Genomic DNA, 26,277 nt, shown 5'->3' on the forward strand with positions numbered 1-26,277 from the left:
GCCCGCACGCCGGTCGCTCCTGCGCAGGCAGCGCCCCGCCGTCCGTCCCCACGACGCCGACACGGCGGTGCTGGTCGACGCCGACACCTACGCCTCGTCCGTGACGTCGCGGCTCGGCCTGCTCGACGACGCGCCGGGCCTCGCCGCCGCCGCGCGCGCGGCGGGGCAGGGCGTGCTCGACCTCGTGACGCTCGCGCGGCACAGCCCGGTCGTCCTGCCCGGCGTGCGCGTGCTCACGGGCATCACGCGCGCGGCGAGGTGGCCCGAGCTGCCGCCGGCGGCGCTCGACGTCGTGCTGGACCGCTGCCGCGAGCTCGCGGCGTGGATGGTCGTGGACTGCGGCCCCGTGCTGGAGGCCGACGAGCTGATCATGTACGACACGCGCGCGCCCCAGCGCAACGGCGCGACGCTGTGCGCGCTGCAGGCCGCCGACGTCGTGGTGGTGGTGGGCGGCGCCGACCCGGTGGGCGTGCAACGGCTCGTCCGCGGGCTCGAGGACCTGCGGGACGCCTCGGTCCCGGTGCCCGCGGCCCGCGTCGTGGTCGTCAACCGCGTGCGCGACGCCGTGGCCGGGCGCCACGCGGGCACGCAGGTGCAGGACGCGCTCGCCCGGTACGCCGGTGTCCAGGACGTGCACCTCGTGCCGGACGACCCCGCCGCGCTCGACGCCGCGCTCCTGAGCGGCCGTGTGCTCGCCGAGTGCGCACCGGCCTCCCCGGCGCGCGCCGCGTTCCAGGCCCTGGCCGCACGCGTCCGCGCGGCGGTGCCGGTGCCCGCCGGGGTGCCCGCGTGAGCGGAGAATTTGTCCGTCCGGCGCGCTGCGACGGCCGGAAGGTGCCATCCGGCGCTAGGTTGTGCCCGTGGCCGCCATGACGAAGGACAACTACGCCGACGACCTCCGCCTGGCGCACGTGATCGCCGACCAGGTCGACTCCATCACCATGTCGCGGTACCGGGCGCTGGACCTCAAGGTCGAGACCAAGCCGGACCTGACGCCCGTGTCGGACGCCGACCGCGCGGCGGAGGACTTCATCCGCAACCAGCTCGCCCGGGCGCGCACGCGCGACGCGATCGTGGGGGAGGAGTACGGCTCGGCCGGCAACGGCGCGCGGCGGTGGATCGTCGACCCGATCGACGGCACCAAGAACTTCGTCCGCGGCGTACCCGTCTGGGCCACGCTCATCGCCCTGGCCGACGGCGAGGAGGTCGTCGTCGGCCTGGTCAGCGCCCCCGCGCTCGGGCGGCGCTGGTGGGCCGCCAAGGGCTCGGGCGCCTGGACCGGCAAGTCCCTCGCGTCCGCGACGCGCATGTCCGTCTCCGGGATCTCCGACGTGCACGACGCGTCGTTCAGCTACGCCTCGATCGGCGGCTGGGAGGAGCGCGGCTCGCTCGACGGGTTCCTCGACCTCACGCGCGCCTGCGCCCGCACCCGCGGCTACGGCGACTTCTGGTCGTACATGCTCGTGGCCGACGGCGCCGTCGACATCGCCGCGGAGCCCGAGCTCGAGGTCTACGACATGGCGGCCCTCGTGCCGATCGTGACCGAGGCGGGCGGCCGGTTCACGTCGCTCGAGGGAGCGCCGGGCCCCTGGGGCGGCAACGCGGTGGCCACCAACGGCGCGCTGCACGACGTCGCGCTGCGCTACCTCGGCACGCCGCAGGCCTGACCCCGCTCGGGCCGGGCCGGGAGGTCAGGCGCGGGGCACGTCCCGCAGCTCGCTCCAGTCGTACCAGAGCAGGTCGCGGTCGGTGACCCGCTGCAGCGCGTCGTCGAGCGCGGTGTCGGACTCCTCGCCGACCTCGGCGACGTCCTCGCTGTCGCTCTCCTCGTCGGCGGCGGCGAGCACGTCCGCGATGTCGGCGGCGGCCTCCGCCTCGTCGACGTGCACGCACACGATCGCCACGTCGTCGACGGTGCGGGTGACCTGCACCTCGGAGGCGACCGGCTCGTCGTCGTCGCCCGGGGCCGGGTCACCCAGCGGCGCGACGGCCGCGTCGGGCACCTCGACCGTGACGACCACGCGCTGGTGCGGCGCGGCGGGCCGCCCGGCGACGAGGGCGAGCGAGTCGTCCGCCGCGTTGAGCAGGGCGACGTACTCGAGCCCCTCGGCGTCCTCCTCGGGCAGCGCCTGCTCCAGCTCGGCGGTCACGGCGTGGGCGCGGCGCGGGGCCACCGTCCAGCGTGCGGCGTCGGGGGCGTGGGTGACGGCGTCGAGCTCGTCGAGCGTGGCGGGCACGTAGATGCGCATGTGCACAGTCTGCCGTCGAAACGTGCCCCGAGGCGTCCTGCGAGGCCAGGGTCGTCGGCCACAGGTGCGCCCGCCCGGGCGCGCGACGTCATGACCTGCGAGTGCGGTGGCGACGACGCAGAGTACCCGTACCCTCGTCTGGCCGGGTGCGGCGCCGGGACGGCGTGGCGGGGCGGTGCGGGAACCACGAGCGGAGGGCAGGACGAGGATGGCGGCCAGGACGGCGATGCTGGTGTACACGGACGGTGACGTGGCGACGGGGCTCTCCGACGCGACGGAGTTCGCCGACGAGGCGGGTGCTGCCGACCTGCTGGGCCTGCTGTGGCCGCCCGCCCGCATCCGGCCCGACGGCGAGGAGCCGTGGGAGCTCGGCGACGCGATGTTCCCGCCGCAGAGCCGGGCGTGCGCGCTCTCGACGCCGGAGGTCGACGTGCTGTGCGACCAGGCGCTCATGCTCGACCGGCCGTCGCAGCTCCCCGCGCACCTCGTCGCGGCGAGCGTCGGCCGCACGCTCTACCTGCACGCCATGCACGACGTCGTGCACTGGTGCGCCTACGCGGTGTGGCGCGACGGTGTGCTGGTGCGGTCGCTGAGCCTGTCGGGCGAGGACGGCGTGCTCGAGGACACGGGCGAGCCGCTGGCCTTCGAGGAGCCCTTCTGGGCGGGCGAGCGCACGGCACGGGCGACAGAGGGCTTCGCGGTCCCGTTCAACCCGCTCGAGCTCGGGGAGCTCGCGGTGCGCGAGTTCTTCGGCTTCGAGGTGCTCGGCGACGACGGCGCCCCGGCCGCCGGCCGGCTCGACCCGTGGGCGGTCGAGCTCTTCGGCTTCGAGATCCTCGACTGACTCCGGGACCCCGCTCGACAGAGGCCTCCAAGTGCTCGTACAGTTGTTCGAGAACGAGGAGGTGTGACATGCCCGTACCCGTGCCTGTGCCCGCAGTGGTCCCCATGCTGTCCTACCAGGACGGCGTCGCCGCCATGGACTGGCTCATCGAGACGTTCGGCTTCACCGAGGCCGAGCGGTGGCTGGACGAGGACGGTCACCTGTCCCACGGCGCGCTCGACGCCGCGGGCGGCGGTCGCGTCATGATCTCCGAGCTGGCGTCCTACGAGGGGCCCGCGCTGCACCGCACGCACTGCACGGCGGCGGACGCCTGGCTCTCCACGCCCTGGGTCATCGACGGCGTGCTCGTCCACGTCGCCGACGTCGAGGCGCACTACGCCCGGGCCAAGGCCGCGGGCGCCGGGCTCCTGTCGGACATCGAGGAGCAGCCGTACGGCCGCCTCTACCGCGCGGAGGACGTCGAGGGGCACCGCTGGATGTTCCTGGAGCCGTAGCGGCCCGCCGTCACGCGTCCGCCCCCGTGCGGGACGTGAGGAGACGGCGGAACGAGCCGAGGCGTGCCGCACGGGCCGGACGCTCGGCGGCGGGGGACGCCTCGATCCACTCGTCGAGGGCACAGTCGGGCGCGTCGGCGAGGTGTGTGCAGCCGCGCGGGCACTCCTGCGCGACCTCGTCGAGGTCCTCGAACGCGTGCAGGAGGTGCGCGACCTCGACGTGCGCGAGCCCGAACGACCGCACGCCCGGGGTGTCGATCACCCAGCCGTCGTGGTCGTCCCGGTCCGGGCCGACGGGCAGCTCCAGCGCCACCGCCGACGTCGAGGTGTGCCGGCCGCGCCCGGTCACGTCGTTGACGACGCCCGTCGCGCGGCCGGCCTCGGGGACCAGGGCGTTGATGAGCGTCGACTTGCCCACGCCCGAGTGCCCCACGAGGACCGACACGAGCCCGCGCAGCCGGTCGCGGACCTCCTCGACCGAGTCGGGAGCGAGCGTCAGGGCGCCGTCGGCTCCGTCGTCGGTGGGGGCGCGCCGGGTGACCACTACCTCCACCCCGAGCGGCTCGTAGAGCGCACGCAGCGCGTCGGGGGAGGCGAGGTCGGCCTTCGTGAGGCACAGCAGCACGGACATCCCGGCGTCGTACGCGGCCACGACACAGCGGTCGATCATGCCCGTGCGTGGTTCGGGCTGGGCCAGGGCCGTGACGACGACGAGCTGGTCGGCGTTCGCGACGACGATCCGCTCGTACGGGTCCGTGTCGTCGGCCGTGCGCCGCAGCACCGAGGTGCGGTCCTGGATCCGCACGATGCGGCCGAGCGTGCCCTCCGCGCCGGACGTGTCGCCCACGACGTCGACGCGGTCGCCCACGACCACGCGCGTCCGGGTGAGTTCGCGTGCCTTCATCGCGGTGACCACGGTGCCGTCGGCGCCTCCCACCAGCAGCGTGTACCGGCCGCGGTCCACCCCGGTGACGAGCCCGGTGACGGCGTCGGAGTGCTGCGGGCGCTGCTTGGTGCGCGGCCGGGAGCCCTTCTTGGAGGGGCGGGAGCGGAAGTCCGACTCGTCGCGGACGTCACGCCGGCCCATCAGGCGGCCCTCACCCCAGGCCCAGCATGTCCAGCCACATGCCGGTGAACCCCGGCAGGGTCTTGGCCGTCGTGCCGACGTTCTCGACCCGCAGGCCGGGCACGCGCAGGCCGAGCAGGGCCGCCGACGTCGCCATGCGGTGGTCCTCGTACGTTTGCACGGTGTCGGCGTGCAGCGGCCGCGGCGTGATGACCAGGCCGTCGCGCGTCTCCTCCGCCTGTCCGCCGAGGCGCGTGATCTCGCGGGCCAGAGCCGCCAGCCGGTCGGTCTCGTGCCCGCGCAGGTGCGCGATGCCGCGCAGCCGCGAGGGCGAGTCCGCCAGGGCGGCGAGCGCGGCGAAGGTCGGCGCGAGCTCGCCCGCCGCGTGCAGGTCGACGTCGATGCCGTGCACCTCGCCCGTCCCCGTGACCTCGAGCACCCCGCCGGCGAGCGAGCTCGAGCCGCCCATGCGCTCGAGCAGCTCCGGCACCATCGCGCCGGGCTGGGTGGTGAGCGTCGGCCAGCCGGGCACGCGGACCGTCCCGCCCGCGATCAGCGCGGCGGCCAGGAACGGCGCGGCGTTCGACAGGTCGGGCTCGACGCGCACGTCCCGGCCGGCGATCGGGCCGGGGGCGACGGTCCACATCCCGTCGCGCGAGTCGTCCACCTCGACGCCGACGTCACGCAGCGTCGCCACCGTCATCTCGATGTGCGGCAGGCTGGGCAGCGTGGCGCCGATGTGGCGCAGGGTCAGGCCGCGCTCGAACCGGGCGGCGGCGAGCAGCAGGCCGGAGACGAACTGCGAGGACTCCGACGCGTCGACGTCGACGGCACCGCCGGGCACGCGACCGCGGCCCTCGACGGTGAACGGGAGGGACGTGGGCAGCGCCGCCGGGTCGTCCGACCCCGGGTCGTGCACCGCGACACCCAGGGCGTGCAGGGCGGCGAGCACGGGCAGCATCGGTCGCACCCGTGCCGCCGGGTCGCCGTCGAACCGGACGGGGCCGTCGGCCAGGGCGGCGACGGGCGGCAGGAACCGCATGACCGTGCCGGCGAGCCCCGTGTCGATGTCGGCGTCGCCGGTGACGGGGCCCGGCGTCACGTGCAGGGTGCTCGGCTCGGCCCCCTCCTCGATGCCGGCGCCGAGCGCGCGCAGGGCGCCGATCATGAGGTCGGCGTCGCGGCTGCGCAGCGCGCCGCGGAGGGTGCCCGGCGCGTCGGCGAGCGCCGCGAGCACGAGCAGCCGGTTGGTGAGCGACTTGCTGCCGGGTATCTCGACCGTCGCGTCCAGCGGTGCGCCGGCGAGCGGCGCCTCCCAGGTCGGTGCGGGCGCGGTGGTCGATGAGGTCATGTGCCGAGATTATCGCGAGGTCAGCCCGCCGCGGCGGCCTTCGCCTCCGCGCGGGCGGCACGTGCCTGCTGCACGCGCCACGAGATGCCGGGGCGGCCCTCGAGGTCGGCGCCCGCGATGAGCGCCGCGCCCACGGACGCGACGTTGCGCAGGAACCGCTCGGTGCGGGCCGGGCGCTCCGGCGACGGCGCGGTGAAGGGCTGGTTGACGACGGCGAGCGGCAGCGTGAGCAGCGCCAGCGCGACGGCGGACGCGCGCGGCGCCTTGCCGAGCGCGAGCAGGGTGCCCGCCGCGGCCGTCGCGACCCCGTGCGCGCGCACGAGCGTGGCGACCTGCTTCTCGCTGAGGGGCTCGGCGCCGAGCGCCTTCGTGGCGAGGGCCGAACCGGTCCGGGCGGCGGCCACGTGCTCGCTCGGCTTCCGGGCGGCCTGCACGCCGTCGTAGATGAACGACGAGGCCAGGAGGGGACGCGCGATGTGTCGGAGCAGCATGCACCCACCATCGCAGATCCGGGCCCCTGTCGCAGCAGCGTGCCGGGCTCTCACCCGGGAATTCCGCGCCGGGGCGCGGGGTTGAAGGGGTCGTGGAGCGTTGCCTCGAGAAGGATGCGGTGAGGAACAGGGTGATCGACACGGTGGCAGGCACGCCGACCGGTACGAACGTGGACACGCAGGCCCCCGTGCAGTTCGGGGCGGTCCCCGCGCACCTGTTGCGCGTGGGTGAGGAAGCAGGCGCGAAGGGTGTCGCGGACGGCCTGTCCGTGGCCCTGGCGAACACGGGCTGGCCGACCCGGCTAGGCTCGAAGACGATGACCGACACTTCCCGCGAGCAGAACCAGGGCACCGGCGACGCCGGGGCCGACGTCGAGGTGCGCCCCGACGCCGTCGCGAGCGAGGTCGACGCGGCACAGGGCACGCCGGAGGCCTCGGGCGCCGACGAGGAGAGCACGGAGCGTTCGCCCGCGGAGGAGGACGCCGCCGCCCGCGCGGTCCGCTTCGAGCGCGACGCGCTGCAGTACCTCGACCAGCTCTACTCGGCGGCGCTGCGCATGACGCGCAACCCCGCCGACGCCGAGGACCTGGTGCAGGAGACGTTCGCCAAGGCGTTCGCCGCCTTCCACCAGTACCGGCCGGGCACGAACCTGAAGGCCTGGCTGTACCGGATCCTCACCAACACCTTCATCAACAGCTACCGGAAGAAGCAGCGCGAGCCGCAGCAGTCCCAGGCGGAGGACGTCGAGGACTGGCAGATCGCGCGCGCGGCGTCGCACACGTCGACGGGCCTGCGCTCGGCCGAGGCCGAGGCGCTGGACCGGCTGCCGGACAGCGATGTGAAGCGGGCGCTCGCCGAGCTCCCGGAGGACCGTCGGATGGTCGTCTACTACGCCGACGTCGAGGGCTTCCCCTACAAGGAGATCGCAGAGATCATGGGAACTCCCATCGGGACCGTGATGTCCCGGCTCCACCGCGGACGTCGGCAGCTGCGCGAGCTCCTCGCCGACTACGCGGCCCAGCGAGGACTCGTCAGCCAGGCGCCCGGAGGTGCGCAGTGAACAACGTCGAACCCATCCCCCACGACACAGCGGGGGACTCCGAGTGCGACCACGTGCTCAAGCACCTCTACGAGTACCTCGACTCGGAGATGACGCCGGAGGACGAGCAGCGGATGCGCGCGCACGTGGCGCACTGCTCGCCGTGCCTGTCCGAGCTGAGCGTCGAGGACCTGGTGAAGCAGCTCGTGCGCCGCTCGTGCACGGAGCGGGCGCCGGAGACGCTCCGGGTGCGCATCCACCAGCAGCTGACGGTGATGTCGGTCGTCCGGTAGGTGCCGCACCCGCCGACGGCGGGCGCCGAGACCTCGTGGGCATGACGAAGGGCCGGGACCCCGGTAGGGGGCCGGCCCTTTCGTGTGCCCTGCGGGCGGTGGCTCAGGCGTTGGGACGCTTGCCGTGGTTGGCGGCAGAGCCCTTGCGGCTACGGCGCTTGCGACCGCGCTTGCTCATGGATGTCTCCTGACAGGTGACGGACTGGATGCACGCCATGATCCCACAGATCGCGGCTCCGTCCGGCATCAGAGCGGACACGGGGGTTGCCCCGGGCCGGAACGCGATATATCGTGTCTGCCACGGACGCGATATATCGTGTCTCCGACCCGGCAGCGGAGGTAGCCATGAGCACGGACAGCTGGACCGTCACCGGTCCGCAGACCCTGGAGCTCGACGGCGTGACCAGCGTCGACGCGCACGTCGTCGACGGGAGGCTCGACATCGTGGCCCACGACGACCCGGCGGTCCGCGTCGAGGTGCACTCCGTCGAGGGCCGGTCCCTCGAGGTGCGCCTCGTGGACGGCCGCCTCGTCATCGAGCACGAGAGCGGCCTGTCGGGCTGGGGCTCGTTCGTCAAACGGTTCGTCGACTTCGGCGGCAAGGCCCGGGCAGACATCCACGTCGCCGTGCCCGCGGGGACCACGGTCCGGCTCGGCACCGTCCGCGGCGAGGGCCTGCTCGCCGGTACGACGGCGGGCGCGTCGGTCTCGACCGTCACCGGGTCGCTCCTCGTCTCCCGTACCGCGGGCGAGCTCCGCATCAACACCGTGTCGGGCGAGGTCGCGGTGCGCGGCCACGCCGGCGACGTCACGAGCAACACCGTCTCGGCCGACGTCGTGGTGAGCGGCTCGGCGGACGTCGTCACGTCGACCTCCGTCTCCGGGGGCGTCACGTTCGACCTGGCGACCCAGCCGCGGCAGGTGCGGATCAACACCGTCTCGGGCGATGCGCTGCTGCGCGTGCCCGACGACCGCGCCGTCGAGGCGTCCGTGCAGAGCGCGAGCGGGCGCGTCACGGTGGGCGGCCTCCAGGTCACCGGAGGCGGGGCGGCGCGCGTCAGCGGCGCGGGGCGGGCCGGGACGCGGGGCGTCACGCAGCTCCGCGTCACGGGCGTGTCGGGCGACGTCACGGTGATCGGGTCCGTCCCGGACGACGCACCTGACCCCGCAGCCGCCGCGGAGGACGTCACCGCACCGCTGGGGGAGGTCTAGTGCCTCCCGTCTTCGCGCACGGCGAGCTGCGCCTGTACCTCCTGGTGCTGCTCCTGGACGGCCCGCGTCACGGCTACGAGCTCATCACCGAGCTCACGCAGCGCTTCGGCGGCACCTACCGGCCCAGCGCCGGCACGATCTACCCGCGCCTGGCCCGCCTCGAGGAGGAGGGGCTGGTCCGCCGGACCGTCCCCGACGGTGCGGGCGCCGGGCGCAAGGCCAGCTACGAGCTGACGCCGGCCGGACGCGCCGAGGTCGAGACGCGCACGGACGATGTGCGGCGGCTCGAGCGCTCCGTCGCGGAGACGGTGCGCAGCCTGGCCGACGAGGTGCGCGCCGACATCCGCGACACCATGCGCGGCCTCCGCGCCGAGCTGGCCGCTGCCGCGCAGGAGGCGCGGTCCCGGCCGCGGCCTGCGCCGGACGCCGCACCCGACCCCCGACGCACCCGGTCGAACACCCTGCGGCACGACGCCGAGGCGGTGCTGCAGCGCTTCCGCAACGACGTGCTGGCGGACCTGCGGGAGGCCGACGCCGCAGGTACGGTGACGGCGCTGACCGTCGAGACGCTGCGCACCGTGCTCGACTCGGCCCGGACCGCGATCCGCGGGACGCTGCCGCACACCGGCCCGACCGACCGACCCGACCACCCTGCCCCTGTTCCCGAACCAGCCCCCGAATCTCCCCACCGAAACGGAGCACAGCGATGACCACCGAGTCCTGGAGCGTGGCCGCCCCCCAGACCATCGAGGTCGGCAGCGCCACGACCCTGACCGTCCGCCTGACCAACGGCCGCGCGGAGATCGTGGCCGACCCTGCCCGCACGTCCGGCGCCGTCGTCGAGGTGGTCGAGGTCTCCTCGCGGCCGCTGCAGGTGCTCGCCGAGCACGGCACGCTCCGCGTCGCCTACGACTTCCCCGGCCTCGAGGGCTTCGTCGACCGCTTCCGCGGCCTCAAGGACCAGGACAGCGCGGTCGTGCGCATCACCGTGCCCGCCATGTCCGTCGTGGACGTCGCGACCGTCGGCGCCGAGGTCGTCGTGACCGGCGCGCAGGCGGGCGTCAACGTCAAGACCGCGGGCGGTGCGATCACGGTCACCGGCACCACCGGGTCGGTCACGACCAAGTCCGGCACCGGCGCGATCGCGGTCGCGGAGCACTCGGGCGACGCGTCGGCGACCACCGTCTCGGGCACCGTGTCGATCGAGGGCGCGCTGGGCCGGGTCTCGGCGCAGACCGTGTCCGGCGCGGTCGACGTCGCGGCGGTCGGCACCACGCCGCTGGTCAACGTCAAGACGGTCTCCGGCGCCGCGTCCGTGCGGCTCGACGCCGGCTCGCCCGTCAACCTCCGTGCGCGCAGCGTCACGGGCAAGGTCGTCGTGGACGGCACGCAGGTGGCGTCGAGCGCGCAGCGCACCGTCGTCGTCGACCACGCGGAGCCGGGCGCCGCGGCGTACGTCTCGACGAACACGGTCTCGGGCACCGCCACGGTCACCCGATCCTGACCCACCCCCATCCCCGCCGAGGTAGTCACGTGGCGAGGTAGTCACGTGGCGAGGTAGTCATGTGGCGAGGTAGTCACCGGCGCGAACCGGACGACTACCTCGCTGCCTGCGTGTATACGGCTGAACGACTACTTCGCCACGTGACTACCTCGGCGGGGGAGGGAGGGTCAGGCTACCTCGTCCTGGGGGAGGCCCAGCCAGGCGTGCCAGCCCGTGTGGAGGACCAGCCACGCCATGAGGCCGTAGCCCGCCTGGCCCGGGTACACGCCCCCGCCCTGCGCCATGTCCGCGAGCCACTGCTCGTGCTGCGCGAGCGGCGTGTACGTGTCCACGTACGGCACCCGGCGGCGGCTGGCCACGTCGGCGAACGCGTCGGAGAGCTCGGCGATCCGCTCGCCCTCCTCGGGCCGCCCGGGCGGCGGACCGACCACGAAGGCGGCAGTCCGGTTCGCGTCGGCGACGTCGAGGATGTTGGCGAGGTTCAGGCGCGAGCGGGCCACCGTGAGGCCCGAGGTGACGTCGTGCCGCCCGAGGGCGACCACGAGCCGGTTCTCGACCTCGGAGTCCGGGCCGAACCGCGTGGCGGTCTCCGCCTCCCAGCGTGCGCCGAGCTGCGTGCTCGTCTCGCCGGGCACCGCGAGGGTGAAGAGCATCGCGGGCCGGGAGAAATGGGTGCGCGCGACCACGCGCCCGGTCCAGCCGAGCGCACGGGCGTCGCCGACACCTGTGGCCAGCTCGTCACCGACGACGCAGATGCGCACCTCGCGATCCTGCAACGGACTCTCCTTGCCTTGTCCCGGCAGCCTGGCGGACGGCCGGTTCCCCGATGTGGGCAATTGTGGTGCACCGACCGGGGCGGACCGGTGACAACGCGCCGACGCCGCTGAGCAGCATCAGGTCAGAGCAGCGTCATGCCCCACCGGACCGCGTGCCGGTCACCCGGCGCGAGGTGCACCAGCCGCTCGCCGGTGCGGAAGGCGTCGGCGGCGCAGCTCATCGGCTCGGCCGCCAGCCCCATGCGGCGCCGCTCGGGCTGGATGTGGTCGCCCGTGCAGATCTGCCAGACGTCCTGCGACCCGTCCATCCAGACGGCGGCCGTCCGCCCGTCCGGACCCGTGAGGTGGGCCCACGACAGGCCCTCCTCGTCCCGCACGACGTCGACGTACGCGTCGTCCAGGTCGAGCCCGGCCGCGCTGCGCGGCTCGCGCAGGTCGTAGGTGCCCGACGCCGGCTCGGTGCCGGTCGGCAGCAGGCGGTCGTCCGTCGTGACGCGCGTGCCGGCGTCGAGGCGCACGGTGCACTCGTCGAGCGACGCGCCGCCCGTGGACAGCCAGGGGTGGAACCCGCACCCGTAGGGCGCGGTGTCGCCGCCGACGTTGGTGACCTCCAGCGTGATCTCGAGCCCCGTGTCGGACAGGCTGTACCGGATCTGGGCGACGAGCTGGAACGGGTAGCCGGGGCGCGCCACGAGCTCCAGCTCCAGCGTCACGGCGGAGCCGGTGTGCTCCACGACTGACCAGCGCTCGAAGGCCGCGAGCCCGTGCAGCGCCGTGCGGCGGTCCGGCTCGGTGATCGGCAGCTGGTGCGTGACCCCGCCGTACTCGTAGGATCCGTCCGCCAGCCGGTTCGGCCAGGGCAGGAGCACGGCGCTGTTGAAGACGGGGTTGATCTCGTCGGCGCCGAACGGCACCACGACGTCGCGCCCGCCGACCGAGTACTCGCGCAGCGCGGCGCCCACCTGGGTCACCGTGGCGCGGTGCTCACCGTGGCCGATGCGGTACTGGTCCCCGGAAGGATGGGGCCTTGCCGCACCGACGGGAGGAATTTCTGTCGTCACACTCACACCGTAACCGTAGGGCAATTTCCGTCTGCGGCACGTAGCGTGGGACGGCAGACTAAAGGGTCGGGAATTGTCATGCCCGCACGACCCCGCTACACCAGGGGCCCGACGCCGGGTCCGCACGGGCCACCCGGCCCGCTGACAGCAGGAGGAACGATGGAACAGCAGGTGCTCGGACGGACGGGTCGGCTCGTATCGGCTGTGGGCCTGGGGACCTGGCAGCTCGGCGCGGACTGGGGCGACGTCAGCGAGGACGACGCCCGCGCGGTGCTGGAGGCGTCCCTCGAGGCCGGTGTGACCTTCTACGACACCGCGGACGTCTACGGGGACGGGCGCAGCGAGCAGATCATCGGGTCGTTCCTCAAGGACCACGCCGACGCCGGGCTGACCGTCGCCACCAAGATGGGCCGACGGGTCGACCAGGTGCCGGAGAACTACGTGCTGGACAACTTCCGGCAGTGGACCGACCGCTCGCGGCGCAACCTCGGTGTCGACCGCCTCGACCTCGTCCAGCTGCACTGCCCGCCCAGCGCCGTCTACTCGAGCGACGCCGTCTACGACGCGCTCGACCAGCTCGTGGCCGACGGCGCGATCGCCGCCTACGGCGTCAGCGTCGAGAAGACCTCCGAGGCGCTCGAGGCCATCGCGCGCCCGCACGTCGCCACCGTGCAGATCATCCTCAACGCCTTCCGGCTCAAGCCGCTCGACGAGGTGCTGCCCGCCGCGTCGGCTGCCGGGGTCGGCATCATCGCGCGCGTGCCGCTGGCCTCGGGCCTGCTCTCCGGCCGGTACACCAAGGACACGGTGTTCGCCGAGAACGACCACCGGAACTTCAACCGCGAGGGCGCCGCGTTCGACGTCGGCGAGACGTTCTCCGGCGTGCCCTACGAGGTGGGCCTCGAGGCCGCCGCGCGGTTCTCGGAGCTCGCCTCGCAGGTCGTGGGTGAGGCCCTGACCCCCGCGCAGGCCGCGATCGCCTGGGCCTGGCAGCGGCCGGGCGTCTCCTCGGTGATCCCGGGGGCGCGCAACACCGAGCAGGCCCGCGCCAACGCCGCGGCGGGCGACGCCGACACGCTCGGCCCGCTGTTCATGTCGGGCGTGCGCGAGATCTACGACGAGCTGATCAAGGAGCACGTCCACGACAAGTGGTGACGTGCCCGTCCCGGGCGAGGCCTCAGGCCTCGTCCGGGGCGAACACGCAGAACTCGTTGCCCTCCGGGTCGGCCAGCACGTCCCAGAAGACGTGCGGGTCGGCTGAGTCCTCGTGCGGCGTCACGAGCGTGGCGCCGACGTCGAGCAGCGTGCCCGTGTCGCCGACGACGTCCCAGTGGATGCGGTTCTTGACCGTCTTGGGCTCGGGCACCGGGATGAACAGCATCTGGAACGGCAGCGAGCCACCCGGGCCGATCCGGTACCAGCCCCTGTCCTCGATCTCCCGCGGCTCCAGTCCGAGGCACCGGCCCCACCAGGCGGCCGCGGCCGCGGCGTCGGCGGAGTCGACGACCAGCGCGTACGGGCGGTAGACGCCCGCCTCCGCGGCGCGGTCGGGGAAGGCGCACAGCTCGCCGCCCTCGGGGTCGCGCATGACGACCCAGTTCTCGCGTGCGGTCTCCGCCGTCGCGCCCAGTGCCTCGAGCTCTTCCACGGTGGCGTGCAGGTCGAGGTGCACGCGCTGCTTGACCGTGCGCGGCTCGGGGACCGTGTTGATCCACACCGTGTGCCGCGGGTCGTCGTCCTCGAGCACGAAGGTGGTGGCCGAGTCGCCTGCGGGGCTCGACCGCAGCCCGAGGGCCGCCGACCAGAAGGCCGCGAGGGTCGCGCCGTCGGAGGCGTCGATGACCAGGTCCTTGAACTGAGCGTCTGCCATCGCACCACCCTACGGCGGGCGGCCGTGCGTGCGGGGTCGTCGTGCGACGACGGAGGCGGGCACCCCCTTCCGGGGTGCCCGCCTCCGTCGCGTGCGTGCGGCGTCAGCCGCGCGTGAAAGCCTGCTCCAGGAGCGTCTTCTGCTGGGCCTGGTGCAGCTTCGCCGTCCCCGCGGCGGTCGAGGCCGACGCCGGACGGGACACCACGTTGACGTACGGGATGTCCATCGGGAGCGCCATGTGGATGTAGCTCCACGCGCCCTGGTTCTGCGGCTCGTCCTGCACCCAGACCACCTCGGCGTCGCCGTACCTGGCGAGCTCGGCGCGGATCTGCTCCTCCGGGAACGGGTAGAGCTGCTCGAGCCGGACGATCGCCACGCCCTCGTCACCGCGCTTGGTGCGCTCGGCGAGGAGGTCGTAGTACACGCGGCCCGTGCACAGGATGACCCGGTTGACCTTGGCGGGGTCCGCCGTCGGGTCCGGGAGCACCTCGCGGAACGTGCCGGCGGTGAAGTCCTCCACCGCGGACGCGGCGGCCTTGAGGCGCAGCAGCTGCTTCGGCGTGAACACCACGAGCGGGCGACGCGGCCGCGCGTACGCCTGGCGGCGCAGCAGGTGGAAGTACGACGCCGGGGTCGACGGCTGCGCGACCGTCAGGTTGTTCTCCGCGCAGAGCTGCAGGAACCGCTCGATGCGGGCCGACGAGTGGTCGGGCCCCTGGCCCTCGTAGCCGTGCGGCAGCAGCATGACGAGCGAGGAGGACTGGCCCCACTTCTGCTCGGCGGACGAGATGAACTCGTCGATCACCGTCTGGGCGCCGTTGACGAAGTCGCCGAACTGCGCCTCCCAGAGCACCAGGGCGTCCGGGCGCTCCACGGAGTAGCCGTACTCGAAGCCGAGGGCCGCGTACTCCGACAGCGACGAGTCGTAGACCCAGAACTTGGCCTGGTCGCTCGACAGGTACAGCAGCGGGGTCCACTCGGCGCCGGTCTCCCGGTCGTGCAGCACGGCGTGGCGCTGGACGAAGGTGCCGCGGCGCGAGTCCTGGCCGGCGAGGCGCACCGGGGTGCCCTCGACGAGCAGGGAGCCGAAGGCCACCAGTTCGCCGAAGCCCCAGTCGATGCCGCCGTCCTTCGACATGAGCTGGCGCTTCTCCAGCAGCTGGGCGAGCTTCGGGTGCACCGTGAAGCCCTCCGGCGGCGTGGTGTGCACGTCGCCGACCCGCTGCAGCACGTCGTGGGAGATCGCCGTCTGCCAGCCGACCATCGTGCCGGCGTCCTCGCGCTGGGACTCCGGACGCTCCAGACCGGCGAGGTGCTCGGTGCTGGGCTCGGGCGCGAAGCCCGACTTGGTCTCGCTGAACACCCGCTCGAGCTGCGCCTGGTAGTCCTGCAGCGCGTGCTCGGCCTCCTCCACGGTGATGTCACCGCGGGCGACCAGGTTCTCGGTGTAGAGCTTGCGCACCGAGCGCTTGGTCTCGATGAGGTTGTACATGAGCGGCTGCGTCATCGACGGGTCGTCGCCCTCGTTGTGCCCGCGGCGGCGGTAGCAGATGAGGTCGATGATGACGTCCTGGCCGAACTGCTCGCGGAACGCGAAGGCGAGCTCGGCGGTGCGCACGACGGCCTCGGGGTCGTCGCCGTTCACGTGCATGACCGGCACCTGGTAGCCCTTGGCCACGTCGGTCGCGTACGTCGTCGAGCGGGACGACGTCGGGCCCGTGGTGAAGCCGACCTGGTTGTTGACGACGACGTGGATCGTGCCGCCGGTACGGTAGCCGCGCAGCTGCGACAGGTTGAGCACCTCGGGCACGACGCCCTGGCCCGCGAAGGCCGCGTCCCCGTGCACCAGGATCGGCAGCACGGAGAAGCCGTCGCCGCCGAGGTCGATGCGGTCCTGCTTGGCGCGGACGATGCCCTCGAGCACCGGGTCGACCGCCTCGAGGTGCGACGGGTTGGCCGCGAGGTAGACGCGGGTCGTCGCGCCCGACTCGGAGGTGAACGTGCCCTCCGTGCCGAGGTGGTACTTCACGTCGCCGGAGCCCTGGACGCTCTTCGGGTCGAGCTGGCCCTCGAACTCGCGGAAGATCTGGCCGTAGCTCTTGCCCGCGATGTTGGCCAGCACGTTGAGCCGACCGCGGTGGGCCATGCCGATGCCGACCTCGTCGAGCCCGTTCTCCGCCGCCTTCGACAGGATCGCGTCGAGCAGCGGGATGAGGGACTCGCCGCCCTCGAGCGAGAAGCGCTTCTGACCGACGAACTTGGTCTGCAGGAACGTCTCGAACGCCTCGGCGGAGTTGAGGCGGCGCAGGATGCGCAGCTGGTCCTCGCGCGGCGTCTTGGCGTAGCCGGCCTCCAGGCGCTCCTGGAGCCACTTGCGCTGCGCCGGGTCGGCGATGTGCATGTACTCGATGCCGATGGTGCGGCAGTACGAGTCGCGCAGCAGACCGAGGATCTCGCGCAGCGTGGCCTTGGGCTTGGTGCCGAACCCGGCCGTCGGGAAGGTGCGGTCCAGGTCCCACAGCGTCAGGCCGTGGTTCTGGATGTCGAGGTCCGGGTGCTTGCGCTGGCGGTAGGCGAGCGGGTCGGTGTCGGCCATGAGGTGGCCGCGCGAGCGGTACGCCTGGACGACCTCGGCGATCTTGGCCGGCTTCGCGGCCTCGACGTCGGCGTCGACCGTGTTGTCGCGCACCCAGCGGACGGGCTCGTACGGGACGCGCAGGGCCGCGAAGACGCGGTCGTAGAAGCCGTCCAGACCGAGCAGCTTCTCGGCGATGATCTTGAGGAACTCGCCGGACTGCGCGCCCTGGATGATGCGGTGGTCGTAGGTCGACGTGAGCGTCATGACCTTCGAGACGCCCATGCGGGCGAGCTGCTCCTCGGACGCACCGGCGAACTCGGCCGGGTAGTCCATGGCGCCGACGCCGACGATCGTGCCCTGACCCTGCATGAGGCGCGGCACGGAGTGCACCGTGCCGATGCCGCCGGGGTTGGTCAGCGAGATCGTGGTGCCCTGGAAGTCCGGGACGCCGAGCTTGCCGCCGCGGGCCTTGCGGACGAGCTCCTCGTACGCGGCCCAGAACTCGGCGAAGTCGAGCTCCTCGGCCTTCTTGATGCTCGGCACCAGGAGCTGGCGCGATCCGTCCGGCTTGGCCAGGTCGATCGCGAGGCCGAAGCCCACGTGCGCGGGCTGGTTCACGCCGGGCTTGCCGTCGACCAGCTCGTAGTGCGCGTTCATGACCGGCATGTCGGCCAGCGCCTCGACCAGCGCGAAGCCGATGAGGTGCGTGAACGAGATCTTGCCGCCGCGGCCGCGCTTGAGATGGTTGTTGATGACGATGCGGTTGTCGACCATCAGCTTGGCCGGCACGGCGCGCACGGACGTGGCCGTCGGGACCTCGAGCGAGGACTCCATGTTGGTCACGACGCGCGCGGCGGGGCCGCGCAGCTTCTGGACGTCGTCCACCGCGTCCGGGTGCGCGACGGGACGCTCGAACGTCTCGGTGTAGTGCGTGGTGGGCGGCGTCGCGATCGGGTTCGCCGGGTTGATCTTGGGGTCGGCGGGCAGCACCTTCTCGCGCGCGGGCTGACCGGCCTCCGAGGCGGCGGTGCCGTCCGTCGCCGGTGCGGCCTTCTGCGCGGGAGCCTCCTGGGCGGGCGCGGCCTGCGCCGGAGCGTCGGTCTTCGGCGCCTCGGACGCGGTGCCGGCCTTCGGCGCCTGCGCCGCGGCGCCGTCGGTCGTGGCCCCCTCCTTGGCGGAACCGTTCTCGCCGGGGGTGTAGTCGGCGAAGAAGTCCCACCACGCGGGGTCCACCGCGTTCTTGTCCTTCAGGTACTGCTGGTAGAGCTCGTCCACAAGCCACTCGTTGGCTCCGAATGACGAGCTCGCCACGCTGATCGACTCTGAACCAGCCTTAGGGGACACGCGCGGATCGCCCACCTTCACCACAGTTGCGTTCGTGGCACGCCACGTCTGGTCGCGGCGCGCACAGCCCGAATGGTTTTCGGACACTCCAAGCCTAGGCCCTTTCGCCCTTCCGGTGGGGGTGCGCCAGAGGGCCCGAACGTGCCCCAGGGCACCAAAGGAGGCGCTTCGTCATGCTTCCCGTCCTGGGAGCAAAATCCGGGCAACATTGACCCTCGAAGTGGCCAACGCCGCGTTACGCGAATTTGTTGCAGGGCGGGCGTCCTTTGCGAGTGTGACCGAAATCACGGAACTCCGTCTCACGCACCGGCGCGTCGCCGCCCTAGGCTGCTGGGTTCCCCCGGCGGTCCCGGCGCAGATCAGCGCGTTGCGGGGCCCTGAGCGCGCGTCTCAGCGCCTGATCCGTCACACCGGCAGGCCGGGCGTCAGACCGAGCGCGTCGTCGTGACCCCGGCGGCCGGATGGGCGCGGGCCGGAAGCGTGACGCGCATCGTCGCGCCCCGCTCGGAGTCCACCACCTCGACGTACCCGCCGTGCAGCTCGACCGCCCAGCGGACGATCGCCAGGCCGATGCCCGTCCCGCCGCTCGAGCCGACGGTGCTGCCCGCGGTGTCGCCGCCGTCGCCCGGGGCGCCGCGGCCCCGCGTCTCGCCCGTCGACCCGGTGCCGCGCACGAAGCGCTGGAAGATCCGCTCCCTGTCCTCCTCGGCGATGCCGGGCCCCTCGTCGCTCACCTCGAGCACGACGTCGGCGCTCTCGCTCCCGTCGACGGGGTAGGCGTCCAGCCGCACGACACCGCCCGCCGGCGAGTGCCGGATCGCGTTCTGCAGCAGGTTGGTGACCACCTGGTGCAGGCGCTCGGCGTCGCCCTCGATCGTGAGGTCCTCCGGCGTCACGTCGACGACGTAGTGCAGGTCCTTCGCCGCGTCGACCATCGACAGGTCCTCGGCGCAGTGCTCCAGGAAGTCGCCCACCGCGATGGTGCTCACGTTGAGCGCCGACGCGCCCGCCTCGATCCGCGACAGGTCCAGCAGGTACGTGACCAGGCGGGTGAGCCGTTCCGTCTGCGCGTGCGCCTGCTCGAGCGCGGCGGGCGTGGGCTGCACGACGCCGTCGACCATGTTCTCGAGCTGGGCCTGCAGCGCCGCGACGGGCGTGCGCAGCTCGTGCGACACGTTGGCGATGAGGTCGCGCCGGGTCTGCTCGACCGACGCGAGGTCCTCGGCCATCCGGTTGAACGCGTGGGCGAGCTGCCCCACCTCGTCCCGGCTCGTGGCGCGCACGCGGCGGGTGTAGTCGCCGTCGGCCATCGCCTGGACCGCCTCGGTGATCTCCCGCAGCGGCGACGTCATGCCGCGCGCCAGGACCTGGGTGACCAGCAGCGACAGGATGATCGCGAGCGGGAACGTCCGGCTCGGCCCCAGGGACGCCTGGAGGCCGAGCCACGTGATGAGGACGGCGGCGGTGACGGTTGCGGCCACGAGTACGCCGAGCTTGATCTTGAGCGAGCTCAGCGGGTCCAGCGGCCGGACGTCGGGCACGCGGGGCCGTGGCACGTGGGGCCGGATCATCGCACCGTCACCAGGGCTCCGTGGACGACGGGACGGGTCACGAGCCGGCGGGCGGCTCGAACGCGTAGCCCACGCCGTGCACCGTGCGGATGAGGTCCGGGCCGAGCTTGCGGCGCAGTGCCTTGATGTGCGAGTCGACGGTGCGGGTGCCGCTGGCGTCCGCCCAGTCCCAGACCTCGGCGAGCAGGCGCTCGCGCGTGAGCACGGTCTTGGGGGAGCCCGCGAGCATCACGAGGAGCTCGAACTCGGTGGGCGTGAGGTGCACCTCCTCGCCCGCGCGGTAGACGCGGCGCTGCGCGCGGTCCACCGTCACGTCGCCCATCGTCATGGGCGGGTCCGCCGGGCTGGTCGCCGCGGCCTGCGCCGCGCGGTCGACACGCCGCAGCAGGGCCTTGATGCGGGCGACGAGCTCGCGCATCGAGAACGGCTTGGTCATGTAGTCGTCGGCGCCGACCCCGAGGCCGACCAGCATGTCCGTCTCGTCGTCACGCGCCGTGAGCATGAGGATCGGCGTGGGGTGCTCCGCCTGGATGCGGCGGGTCACCTCGAGGCCGTCGATGCCGGGCAGCATGACGTCGAGCACGACGACGTCCGGCCGCAGCCGGGAGGACGCCTCGACGCCGGACAGCCCGTCGCGGGCCACCTCGACGCGCCAGCCCTCGGCGGACAGCCGCTGCGCGATCGCCGTCGCGATCGTCGGCTCGTCCTCGACCACGAGCACGGTCGCGCTCTGCTGGCCGGCCGAGGCTGCGGCCGACGCCGCACCGGGCTGCTGCGGGGCCCCAGGCGCCTGGGGGATACCAGATGACATAGGTCAATCATGCCCGTACTTGCCTGACAAGACACTGAGACGAGCCTGGGAGTCGGCTTCCGGTCGGCTCCTTGGTCGTGCTCGAGGGGTGGCGACCGGGTGGTGCCCGCTACGATCGTCCCCACGATGATCGAGCGATATCCCGACCGAGAACCCGGGAAGATCCAGCACCCCCCGTGCGCCTTCCGGAGTGCGCGATGACCGGCGACTGGATCATGGTCGCCGTCGGCGTCATCCTCACAGCAGGTACTGCTGTCTTCGTGGCGGGGGAGTTCTCCCTCGTCACCATCGACCCCGCCGTGATCGGCGACTCCGACGACGCGGAGGGGGACAGACCCGGCCGGCCGGCCGACCCCTCGCACCCAGCCCCGCACGCCGCCCGGCCCTCCCTCGGGCACGGCATGCGCGACCGCAGCGTGCGGACCGCGCTGCGGCACCTCTCCACGGAGCTGAGCTCCGCCCAGGTCGGCATCACGCTGACCACCATCCTCCTCGGCTACACGGCCCAGCCAGCCCTCAACTCCCTGCTGTCCGCCGCGTTCGGCGGCACGTCGGTGCCGACCGCCGTCTCCTCGGGCCTCGCGGGCGCGCTGGCGCTCGTGCTGGTCAACGCCTTCTCCATGGTGTGCGGCGAGCTGATCCCGAAGAACTTCGCGCTGTCGGCCCCGCTGGCTACCGCGCGGATCGTCGTGCCGGTGCAGCGCGTCTTCACCGTCACGTTCAAGCCGCTCATCGCCGTGCTCAACGGCTCGGCGAACGCGCTGCTGCGCCGGCTGGGCGTCGAGCCGCGCGAGGAGCTGTCCGGTGCGCGGTCCGCCTCGGAGCTCGCCTCGCTCGTGCGCCGCTCGGCCGAGGAGGGCACGCTCGAGGAGTCCGTGGCGACGCTGCTGACCAACTCGATCGAGCTCGACACGCTCAGCGCACGCGACGTCATGACCGACCGGCTGCGCATGTCCGTCATCGAGCGGGACGCCACCGCCGACGACGTCGTCGCGCTCGCCCGGCGCACCGGCCACTCCCGGTTCCCCGTGATCGGCGAGGACAGGGACGACGTCGTCGGCCTCGTGCACCTGCGGCGCGCCGTGGGCGTGCCCCACGACCGCCGCGCCGAGGTGCCCGCCGCCGCGCTCATGGTCGAGGCGCCGCGCGTGCCCGAGACGGTGCGGCTCGGCCCCCTGCTCGTCGAGCTGCGCGAGCTCGGCATGCAGATGGCCGTCGTGGTCGACGAGTACGGCGGCACCTCCGGCGTCGTCACGCTGGAGGACGTCGTCGAGGAGCTCGTGGGCGACGTCGCGGACGAGCACGACCCCCGCAGGGCCGGTGCCGCGCGCGCCGCCGACGGGTCCTGGATCGTGCCCGGCGTGCTGCGCCCCGACGAGCTGGTCGAGGTCGCAGGCATCGAGGTGCCGGAGGGTGCCGCCTACGAGACGCTCGGCGGGCTCGTCATGGCGGAGCTCGGGCGCATGCCCGCCGTCGGCGACGAGGTCACCGTCGGAGTCCCCACCGCGCGCGTCGTGCTGCGCGTGGAGGCGATGGACGGCCGGCGCGTGGAGCGCGTCCGCGTCCGCCCGCAGCCTCCGCAGGACCCGGACGGCGCGGCAGCGCGCCCGCAGACCGAGAAGGGCGCACACCGATGAGCACGACCACCGCCCTCGTCGTCGGCCTCGTGCTGCTCGCCGGGAACGCCTTCTTCGTCGGCGCCGAGTTCGCCGTCATCTCGGCGCGGCGCAGCGCCATCGAGCCGCTCGCCCAGGCGGGCGACCGGCGCGCCGTCACCGTGCTGTGGGCCATGGAGCACGTGTCGCTCATGCTGGCGTGCGCGCAGCTCGGCGTGACCGTGTGCTCCACGGGCCTCGGCATCGTGGCGGAGCCCGCGCTCGCCCACCTGCTCGAGGGGCCCCTGCACGCCCTCGGCGTCAGCGAGGACCTCACGCACCCCATCGCGCTGGTCGTCGCGCTGTCGCTCGTCGTCTACCTCCACGTGGTCCTCGGCGAGATGGTGCCGAAGAACCTCGCCGTCGCCGGACCCGACCGTGCGGTCATGTGGTTCGGCCCGCCGCTCGTGCTGCTCGGCCGGGCGCTGCGCCCCGTCATCGCGGCCCTCAACTGGATCGCCAACCACGCCGTCCGCCTCGCGGGCGTCGAGCCGAAGGACGAGGTCGCCTCCGCGTTCACCGCGGAGGAGGTGCAGTCCATCGTGGAGCACTCCCAGGCCGAGGGCGTGCTGCACGACGAGCAGGGCCTGCTCACCGGTGCCATCGAGTTCTCCAACCGCACGGCGGGCGACGTCATGGTCCGCGTGAGCGACCTCGTGGCCGTCGACGAGACCTGCACGCCCGACGAGGTCGAGCGGCTCGTGTCCAAGCACGGCTTCAGCCGGTTCCCCGTCGTGACGCGCACGCCCGAGGGGGAGCAGGAGCTCGTGGGGTACCTCCACCTCAAGGACGTGCTGTACGCGACCGGACGGGCCCGGTTCGAGCCCGTCGCGTCGTGGCGCGTCCGGGCGCTCGCCGCCGTGCGGCCCGACGCCGAGGTCGAGGACGCGCTGCGCGTCATGCAGCGCTCCGGCGCGCACCTGGCCCGGGTCGAGGGCACGGACGGCGAGGTGCTCGGCGTCGTGTTCCTGGAGGACATCCTCGAGGAGCTGGTCGGCGAGGTCCGCGACGCCATGCAGCGGCGCTGAGCCGTGCTGTGGGTGCGCTGACTTCGGCTCCTCGGTCCGCCGGCCGCTGTGTGTTCGGTCCGTTGTCGTGAGATCGGTCGTTCGGCGGACCGATCTCACGACAACGGACCGAACATCGGGGTGCGGGACGGACAGGCTGCCGAAGTCAGGGAGGCAGGTGGGCGCTGCATGCACAGGGACTTGACCCCGGAGTGGTTCAGGGCAGGGGTCGGTGGAGCGCAGGTAGGGAAACCGTCACGCAGGCGTCGCGCACAGTCGTCACCCGGGGCTTGGCAGCGAGGCCGGAGGGGGTTAATGTCACGTGCGACCTGTTCACCGCGAGGGGCCGCGGACACGATGACGGAGGGCCAGTGGAGTCCACGGCTGTGACGAGCACCCAGCCTGCGCTCATGACACGCCGCGCCCGGCGCGAGGCGGAGCAGAGGGCCCAGGCGCTCCGGGCCCGGGGCCATGAGGTGTCCCCGGTGAACCACAACCCCGTGCCACGTCCGCCGGCCGTCCAGCTTCCCGCCGGGCACCCGTCGGCCCCGGTGCCGGCCGTGCCGCGACCGGCCTTCGCCGACGTTCCTGTCGCGTCCCCGAGGCCGACGAGGAACCTGGCGCCCGCCGTCAACCCCGCCCCGGTGACGAACCCGTGGGCCGGGCGTCCCGGCGTCGAGGCCCGCCGTGCCGCGCTGCGCGTCACGGAGCCCGGTGTCACCGAGCCCGGTGCCGCGCCGGGCGTCACGGAGTCCGCCTTCATCCGGACGCGCCACGCGGAGCCCTCCTCCGGAGAGCCCGGCTACGTACCGCTCAGGAGCACGCGCACCCGCGTGGCCTACGCCCCACAGCCCGTCCCGGCGCCGCACGCCCCGCAGCAGGTCTCGTCGCAGCAGATCTCCCGGCCCGCACTGCCGCTCGTGGTGGCGTCGCCCGTGGTGGTCGCCCCCGCCGTCGGCCGGGTCGCGACGCCGGACCCGGCCCCCGCCGAGCCGTTCGAGACCCTCGTGACGGGCGCCGTACCGCGGCAGAGCCGGCCGGCGTCGTCGGTCCCGGCGGGCCACCGGATCATCTCGCGGGCGACCGTGATCGGTACCCTCGCGTGCGCCACGATCGCGGCGCCGTTCGCGCAGGGCCTGCAGCCGTCGGGTCAGTCCCCGTTCGACGTCGAGGCGCCCCGCACCGGGCCGAACGTCCTGGACCTCGTGACGCAGCCGGTCGAGCGCCCCGAGACGTCGAGCGCCGTCGTGCGCGCCGAGGCGATGACGCGGCCCGAGTCGGCGGCCAGCCGGTCGGTCGAGCGCAGCCCGCTGCCGGACTGCGACGTCGACGCCCCGGTCGAGGGCACCAACGGTGCGCTGGCGGACCACTCGCTGTGCGAGCTCTGGCAGGGCGGCGAGTTCCTGCGGCCGGACGCCGCGCTGTCGCTGTCCGCGCTCAACGAGGCGTTCCGTGCGTCGTTCGGGCGCGACCTGTGCCTGGTGGCGAGCTACCGCGACATCGACACGCAGTACGAGCTCAAGGTGTCCCGCGGCTACTACGCGGCCTCGCCGGGGACGTCCATGCACGGCTGGGGCCTCGCGATCGACCTCTGCTCGAAGGAGACCGGCAGCAGCGAGGTCTTCTCCTGGCTGTGGGCCAACGCGCCGACGTACGGCTGGCAGAACCCGGCCTGGGCGCAGCTCGGCGGCAGCAAGTACGAGCCGTGGCACTGGGAGTTCGTGTCCGGCGTCGTCGAGAAGGGCGAGTGGCGGGGCTGAGCCCGGCTCGCGGTCAGAGCCGCAGGTGCGTGTTGGGGCCGAAGTCCTGGCGGAACCGCGGGCCGTCGTGCGCGAGCTCCGCAGCGAAGTCGGTCGCCCAGCCGCTGTAGGGCTCCATGGCGAGCGACTCGTTGGAGAACCGGCGGTCGTCGGTGATCTCCGTGACGCAGAAGTCCGGGATCTGCAGGCCCGTGACCGGGCCGGAGCGTTCGCACTCCGCGACGACCAGCGGGTGGTTGGCGCCGCCGAACACGTCGATCGACCAGCCGTCCGCGCCGAGCCAGGCCGCGTACCGGACCTTGACGACCGGGGCGCCGCCCCGGCGCACCAGCTCCACGCCGACGGTGGGGTCGAGCTCGCGCTCGGCCTCGTACCGGGTGCCACCGATCGCGGGTCCCTTGACGGTCACGGCCGCGAAGTCGATCGCGTCGGCGTGGGCGCGCAGCAGCTCGGCGGGGTCGGTGCCGGCGGTGAGGTCGGCGTCGACGTCCCCAGCCTGGACGCGCACCCGGAGGGCGTACCCGCCGTCGGCGAGGAAGTAGTTCTGCACGATGAGGGCGGGCGCGTCCCGCAGCTCCGCCGGGAGGTCGCGCACGAAGAACCGGCGCTCGAACTCGAAGTCGGCGTAGCCGCGGTCGGGTTCGGTCGGTCCGGGTTCGTAACGGTCGTCGGTCATGAGACCCCTCGCCGTGCTCGGTGCGCGGTGCCGCGTGCTCGCGGATGACGCAAGAAGTCTACGCAACCGGTGCGGCGTCGGGGGAGGGGCCCGTGGTGAACTGCGACAACGCCTCCGACAGCCGCTCGGGACTCGTCGCGATGCTGCCCGGCTTGAGCACGACGGGCGTGCCGACGAGGGCTGCGTGCGCCGACGCCGCGACCTTCCGCACGACCGTGCGCTGCCGCGTGACCACGGCGCGCGGGTCGGCGACGTCGACCGCGAGCACCCTCCGGAACAGCAGGCGCGCCTCGCGCACGCCCGTGACCTCGGTCCAGAGCACCTGCTCGACGCCGAGGTTGGGCAGCCAGTCGACGAGACCGTCGCGGTCCAGCGTGAGCACGGGCCAGGTCGGCAGCAGCAGGCGCCGGAGCACGAGCAGGCCGAGGCCGGTGAAGACGAGGACGCCGATCGCGCCCAGGGAGACGACCGCCAGGGCGGCGCGCGAGCCGCTCGTCTGCGCGACGCCGAAGCCGAGCCACGCCACGGCCGCGCACAGGGCGACCAGGGCGAGCGTGCCGAGCGCGAGCACGACGACGTGCGCGCGGGAGGGGTAGAAGTCCACGGACTGGTCGGGCATACCGG

General features: G+C 73.3%; 26 protein-coding genes. 13 read left to right on the forward strand and 13 right to left on the reverse strand.

The features are described from left to right. A partial coding sequence (locus HLB15_RS01110) for a CpaE/TadZ family protein (protein WP_514128293.1) occupies positions 1-793 on the forward strand: 793 nt, incomplete at its 5' end. Positions 794-869: 76 nt separating this feature from the next. After that, on the forward strand, positions 870-1,667 hold the full coding sequence (hisN, locus tag HLB15_RS01115) for a histidinol-phosphatase (protein WP_171102970.1): 798 nt from the start codon (positions 870-872) through the stop codon (positions 1,665-1,667). Between the two features lie 24 nt (positions 1,668-1,691). On the opposite strand, the gene HLB15_RS01120 is transcribed toward hisN, so the two are convergent. Further along, entirely contained in the window at positions 1,692-2,249 is a 558-nt protein-coding gene (locus tag HLB15_RS01120) for a DUF6912 family protein (RefSeq protein ID WP_171102838.1), read from the reverse strand. Between the two features lie 208 nt (positions 2,250-2,457). On the opposite strand from HLB15_RS01120, the gene HLB15_RS01125 reads away from it, so the two are divergent. Together HLB15_RS01125 and HLB15_RS01130 are read left to right on the forward strand one after the other, a co-directional pair. Continuing rightward, positions 2,458-3,093: a DUF6928 family protein gene (locus HLB15_RS01125; protein WP_171102840.1), complete on the forward strand. Its 636-nt coding sequence runs from the start codon at positions 2,458-2,460 to the stop codon at positions 3,091-3,093. A gap of 68 nt (positions 3,094-3,161) precedes the next feature. Then, positions 3,162-3,587: a VOC family protein gene (locus tag HLB15_RS01130; protein ID WP_171102842.1), complete on the forward strand. Its 426-nt coding sequence runs from the start codon at positions 3,162-3,164 to the stop codon at positions 3,585-3,587. Positions 3,588-3,597: 10 nt separating this feature from the next. Here HLB15_RS01130 and rsgA read toward each other — a convergent pair whose 3' ends face one another. Genes rsgA through HLB15_RS01145 form a run of 3 tightly spaced genes read right to left on the reverse strand, consistent with a single transcriptional unit; the run spans position 3,598 to position 6,495 of the window. Beyond that, the gene (gene rsgA / locus HLB15_RS01135; RefSeq protein WP_171102844.1) at positions 3,598-4,674 is read right to left on the reverse strand and encodes a ribosome small subunit-dependent GTPase A; all 1,077 of its coding nucleotides are present in this window, start codon (positions 4,672-4,674) and stop codon (positions 3,598-3,600) included. A 10-nt stretch (positions 4,675-4,684) separates the two neighbouring features. Beyond that, positions 4,685-6,004 (reverse strand): 3-phosphoshikimate 1-carboxyvinyltransferase, encoded by a 1,320-nt coding sequence (aroA, locus tag HLB15_RS01140; RefSeq protein ID WP_171102847.1) that lies wholly within the window; start codon positions 6,002-6,004, stop codon positions 4,685-4,687. A gap of 20 nt (positions 6,005-6,024) precedes the next feature. After that, entirely contained in the window at positions 6,025-6,495 is a 471-nt protein-coding gene (locus tag HLB15_RS01145; protein WP_171102849.1) for a DoxX family membrane protein, read from the reverse strand. 317 nt (positions 6,496-6,812) lie between these two features. On the opposite strand from HLB15_RS01145, the gene HLB15_RS01150 reads away from it, so the two are divergent. Next, positions 6,813-7,556 carry a sigma-70 family RNA polymerase sigma factor gene (locus tag HLB15_RS01150; RefSeq protein ID WP_283243283.1) on the forward strand — a complete coding sequence of 248 codons (744 nt, stop codon included), beginning with the start codon at positions 6,813-6,815 and terminating at the stop codon, positions 7,554-7,556. Then, positions 7,553-7,828, forward strand: a complete 276-nt coding sequence (rsrA, locus tag HLB15_RS01155) for a mycothiol system anti-sigma-R factor (RefSeq protein WP_171102851.1) — start codon at positions 7,553-7,555, stop codon at positions 7,826-7,828. The genes HLB15_RS01150 and rsrA overlap by 4 nt, the downstream gene beginning before the upstream one ends. 103 nt (positions 7,829-7,931) lie before the next feature. On the opposite strand, the gene HLB15_RS24940 is transcribed toward rsrA, so the two are convergent. Then, positions 7,932-8,006, reverse strand: coding sequence for a 50S ribosomal protein bL37 (locus HLB15_RS24940; RefSeq protein WP_156968370.1), 75 nt, complete (start codon positions 8,004-8,006; stop codon positions 7,932-7,934). Between the two features lie 167 nt (positions 8,007-8,173). Between HLB15_RS24940 and HLB15_RS01160 the strand changes: the two genes are divergently transcribed. The 3 genes from HLB15_RS01160 to HLB15_RS01170 are packed head-to-tail and all read left to right on the forward strand — an operon-like array spanning position 8,174 to position 10,544. Next, the gene (locus tag HLB15_RS01160) at positions 8,174-9,040 is read left to right on the forward strand and encodes a DUF4097 family beta strand repeat-containing protein (protein WP_171102853.1); all 867 of its coding nucleotides are present in this window, start codon (positions 8,174-8,176) and stop codon (positions 9,038-9,040) included. Then, complete coding sequence (locus HLB15_RS01165) at positions 9,040-9,750, forward strand: PadR family transcriptional regulator (protein ID WP_171102855.1); 711 nt, start codon at positions 9,040-9,042, stop codon at positions 9,748-9,750. The genes HLB15_RS01160 and HLB15_RS01165 overlap by 1 nt, the downstream gene beginning before the upstream one ends. Beyond that, positions 9,747-10,544: a DUF4097 family beta strand repeat-containing protein gene (locus HLB15_RS01170; RefSeq protein ID WP_171102857.1), complete on the forward strand. Its 798-nt coding sequence runs from the start codon at positions 9,747-9,749 to the stop codon at positions 10,542-10,544. Before HLB15_RS01165 ends, HLB15_RS01170 begins: the two co-directional genes overlap by 4 nt. A gap of 167 nt (positions 10,545-10,711) precedes the next feature. On the opposite strand, the gene HLB15_RS01175 is transcribed toward HLB15_RS01170, so the two are convergent. Together HLB15_RS01175 and HLB15_RS01180 are read right to left on the reverse strand one after the other, a co-directional pair. Continuing rightward, positions 10,712-11,320, reverse strand: a complete 609-nt coding sequence (locus HLB15_RS01175; protein WP_212759357.1) for a GDSL-type esterase/lipase family protein — start codon at positions 11,318-11,320, stop codon at positions 10,712-10,714. A gap of 122 nt (positions 11,321-11,442) precedes the next feature. Continuing rightward, the gene (locus HLB15_RS01180) at positions 11,443-12,387 is read right to left on the reverse strand and encodes an aldose 1-epimerase family protein (protein ID WP_308424914.1); all 945 of its coding nucleotides are present in this window, start codon (positions 12,385-12,387) and stop codon (positions 11,443-11,445) included. Between the two features lie 153 nt (positions 12,388-12,540). On the opposite strand from HLB15_RS01180, the gene HLB15_RS01185 reads away from it, so the two are divergent. Beyond that, complete coding sequence (locus tag HLB15_RS01185) at positions 12,541-13,536, forward strand: aldo/keto reductase (protein ID WP_171102859.1); 996 nt, start codon at positions 12,541-12,543, stop codon at positions 13,534-13,536. A 22-nt stretch (positions 13,537-13,558) separates the two neighbouring features. On the opposite strand, the gene HLB15_RS01190 is transcribed toward HLB15_RS01185, so the two are convergent. The 4 genes from HLB15_RS01190 to HLB15_RS01205 all read right to left on the reverse strand — a co-directional run bounded on the left by HLB15_RS01190 (position 13,559) and on the right by HLB15_RS01205 (position 20,555). Then, the gene (locus HLB15_RS01190) at positions 13,559-14,251 is read right to left on the reverse strand and encodes a VOC family protein (RefSeq protein WP_171102861.1); all 693 of its coding nucleotides are present in this window, start codon (positions 14,249-14,251) and stop codon (positions 13,559-13,561) included. Positions 14,252-14,354: 103 nt separating this feature from the next. Beyond that, positions 14,355-18,173, reverse strand: a complete 3,819-nt coding sequence (locus HLB15_RS01195; protein ID WP_417715059.1) for a multifunctional oxoglutarate decarboxylase/oxoglutarate dehydrogenase thiamine pyrophosphate-binding subunit/dihydrolipoyllysine-residue succinyltransferase subunit — start codon at positions 18,171-18,173, stop codon at positions 14,355-14,357. A 425-nt stretch (positions 18,174-18,598) separates the two neighbouring features. Next, positions 18,599-19,744: a sensor histidine kinase gene (locus tag HLB15_RS01200; RefSeq protein ID WP_171102863.1), complete on the reverse strand. Its 1,146-nt coding sequence runs from the start codon at positions 19,742-19,744 to the stop codon at positions 18,599-18,601. Between the two features lie 37 nt (positions 19,745-19,781). Beyond that, positions 19,782-20,555, reverse strand: coding sequence for a response regulator transcription factor (locus tag HLB15_RS01205; protein WP_212759359.1), 774 nt, complete (start codon positions 20,553-20,555; stop codon positions 19,782-19,784). A gap of 197 nt (positions 20,556-20,752) precedes the next feature. Between HLB15_RS01205 and HLB15_RS01210 the strand changes: the two genes are divergently transcribed. The 3 genes from HLB15_RS01210 to HLB15_RS24675 all read left to right on the forward strand — a co-directional run bounded on the left by HLB15_RS01210 (position 20,753) and on the right by HLB15_RS24675 (position 24,977). After that, positions 20,753-22,192, forward strand: coding sequence for a hemolysin family protein (locus HLB15_RS01210; RefSeq protein ID WP_171102864.1), 1,440 nt, complete (start codon positions 20,753-20,755; stop codon positions 22,190-22,192). Further along, complete coding sequence (locus HLB15_RS01215) at positions 22,189-23,238, forward strand: hemolysin family protein (RefSeq protein ID WP_171102865.1); 1,050 nt, start codon at positions 22,189-22,191, stop codon at positions 23,236-23,238. Before HLB15_RS01210 ends, HLB15_RS01215 begins: the two co-directional genes overlap by 4 nt. A 464-nt stretch (positions 23,239-23,702) precedes the next feature. Beyond that, a complete protein-coding gene (locus tag HLB15_RS24675) occupies positions 23,703-24,977 on the forward strand; it encodes a M15 family metallopeptidase (RefSeq protein ID WP_229784966.1) in 1,275 nt (424 codons plus the stop codon). 13 nt (positions 24,978-24,990) lie between these two features. On the opposite strand, the gene HLB15_RS01225 is transcribed toward HLB15_RS24675, so the two are convergent. Then, positions 24,991-25,653, reverse strand: a complete 663-nt coding sequence (locus HLB15_RS01225) for a CYTH domain-containing protein (protein WP_171102867.1) — start codon at positions 25,651-25,653, stop codon at positions 24,991-24,993. A 58-nt stretch (positions 25,654-25,711) separates the two neighbouring features. Next, positions 25,712-26,272: an STM3941 family protein gene (locus HLB15_RS01230; protein WP_171102869.1), complete on the reverse strand. Its 561-nt coding sequence runs from the start codon at positions 26,270-26,272 to the stop codon at positions 25,712-25,714. Between the last annotated feature and the right edge of the window lie 5 nt (positions 26,273-26,277).

The sequence above is a fragment of the Promicromonospora citrea genome, assembly GCF_013004695.1.
Classification (GTDB): domain Bacteria; phylum Actinomycetota; class Actinomycetes; order Actinomycetales; family Cellulomonadaceae; genus Promicromonospora; species Promicromonospora citrea.

Excerpts from the sequence above, each read along its gene's own strand:
- hisN (WP_171102970.1), top strand. The coding sequence starts at position 870 with ATGACGAAGGACAACTACGCCGACGACCTCCGCCTGGCGCACGTGATC.
- HLB15_RS01120 (WP_171102838.1), bottom strand. The coding sequence starts at position 2,249 with ATGCGCATCTACGTGCCCGCCACGCTCGACGAGCTCGACGCCGTCACC.
- HLB15_RS01125 (WP_171102840.1), top strand. The coding sequence starts at position 2,458 with ATGGCGGCCAGGACGGCGATGCTGGTGTACACGGACGGTGACGTGGCG.
- HLB15_RS01130 (WP_171102842.1), top strand. The coding sequence starts at position 3,162 with ATGCCCGTACCCGTGCCTGTGCCCGCAGTGGTCCCCATGCTGTCCTAC.
- rsgA (WP_171102844.1), bottom strand. The coding sequence starts at position 4,674 with ATGGGCCGGCGTGACGTCCGCGACGAGTCGGACTTCCGCTCCCGCCCC.
- aroA (WP_171102847.1), bottom strand. The coding sequence starts at position 6,004 with ATGACCTCATCGACCACCGCGCCCGCACCGACCTGGGAGGCGCCGCTC.
- HLB15_RS01145 (WP_171102849.1), bottom strand. The coding sequence starts at position 6,495 with ATGCTGCTCCGACACATCGCGCGTCCCCTCCTGGCCTCGTCGTTCATC.
- HLB15_RS01150 (WP_283243283.1), top strand. The coding sequence starts at position 6,813 with ATGACCGACACTTCCCGCGAGCAGAACCAGGGCACCGGCGACGCCGGG.
- HLB15_RS01160 (WP_171102853.1), top strand. The coding sequence starts at position 8,174 with ATGAGCACGGACAGCTGGACCGTCACCGGTCCGCAGACCCTGGAGCTC.
- HLB15_RS01170 (WP_171102857.1), top strand. The coding sequence starts at position 9,747 with ATGACCACCGAGTCCTGGAGCGTGGCCGCCCCCCAGACCATCGAGGTC.
- HLB15_RS01185 (WP_171102859.1), top strand. The coding sequence starts at position 12,541 with ATGGAACAGCAGGTGCTCGGACGGACGGGTCGGCTCGTATCGGCTGTG.
- HLB15_RS01190 (WP_171102861.1), bottom strand. The coding sequence starts at position 14,251 with ATGGCAGACGCTCAGTTCAAGGACCTGGTCATCGACGCCTCCGACGGC.
- HLB15_RS01200 (WP_171102863.1), bottom strand. The coding sequence starts at position 19,744 with ATGATCCGGCCCCACGTGCCACGGCCCCGCGTGCCCGACGTCCGGCCG.
- HLB15_RS01205 (WP_212759359.1), bottom strand. The coding sequence starts at position 20,555 with ATGTCATCTGGTATCCCCCAGGCGCCTGGGGCCCCGCAGCAGCCCGGT.
- HLB15_RS01210 (WP_171102864.1), top strand. The coding sequence starts at position 20,753 with ATGACCGGCGACTGGATCATGGTCGCCGTCGGCGTCATCCTCACAGCA.
- HLB15_RS01215 (WP_171102865.1), top strand. The coding sequence starts at position 22,189 with ATGAGCACGACCACCGCCCTCGTCGTCGGCCTCGTGCTGCTCGCCGGG.
- HLB15_RS01225 (WP_171102867.1), bottom strand. The coding sequence starts at position 25,653 with ATGACCGACGACCGTTACGAACCCGGACCGACCGAACCCGACCGCGGC.
- HLB15_RS01230 (WP_171102869.1), bottom strand. The coding sequence starts at position 26,272 with ATGCCCGACCAGTCCGTGGACTTCTACCCCTCCCGCGCGCACGTCGTC.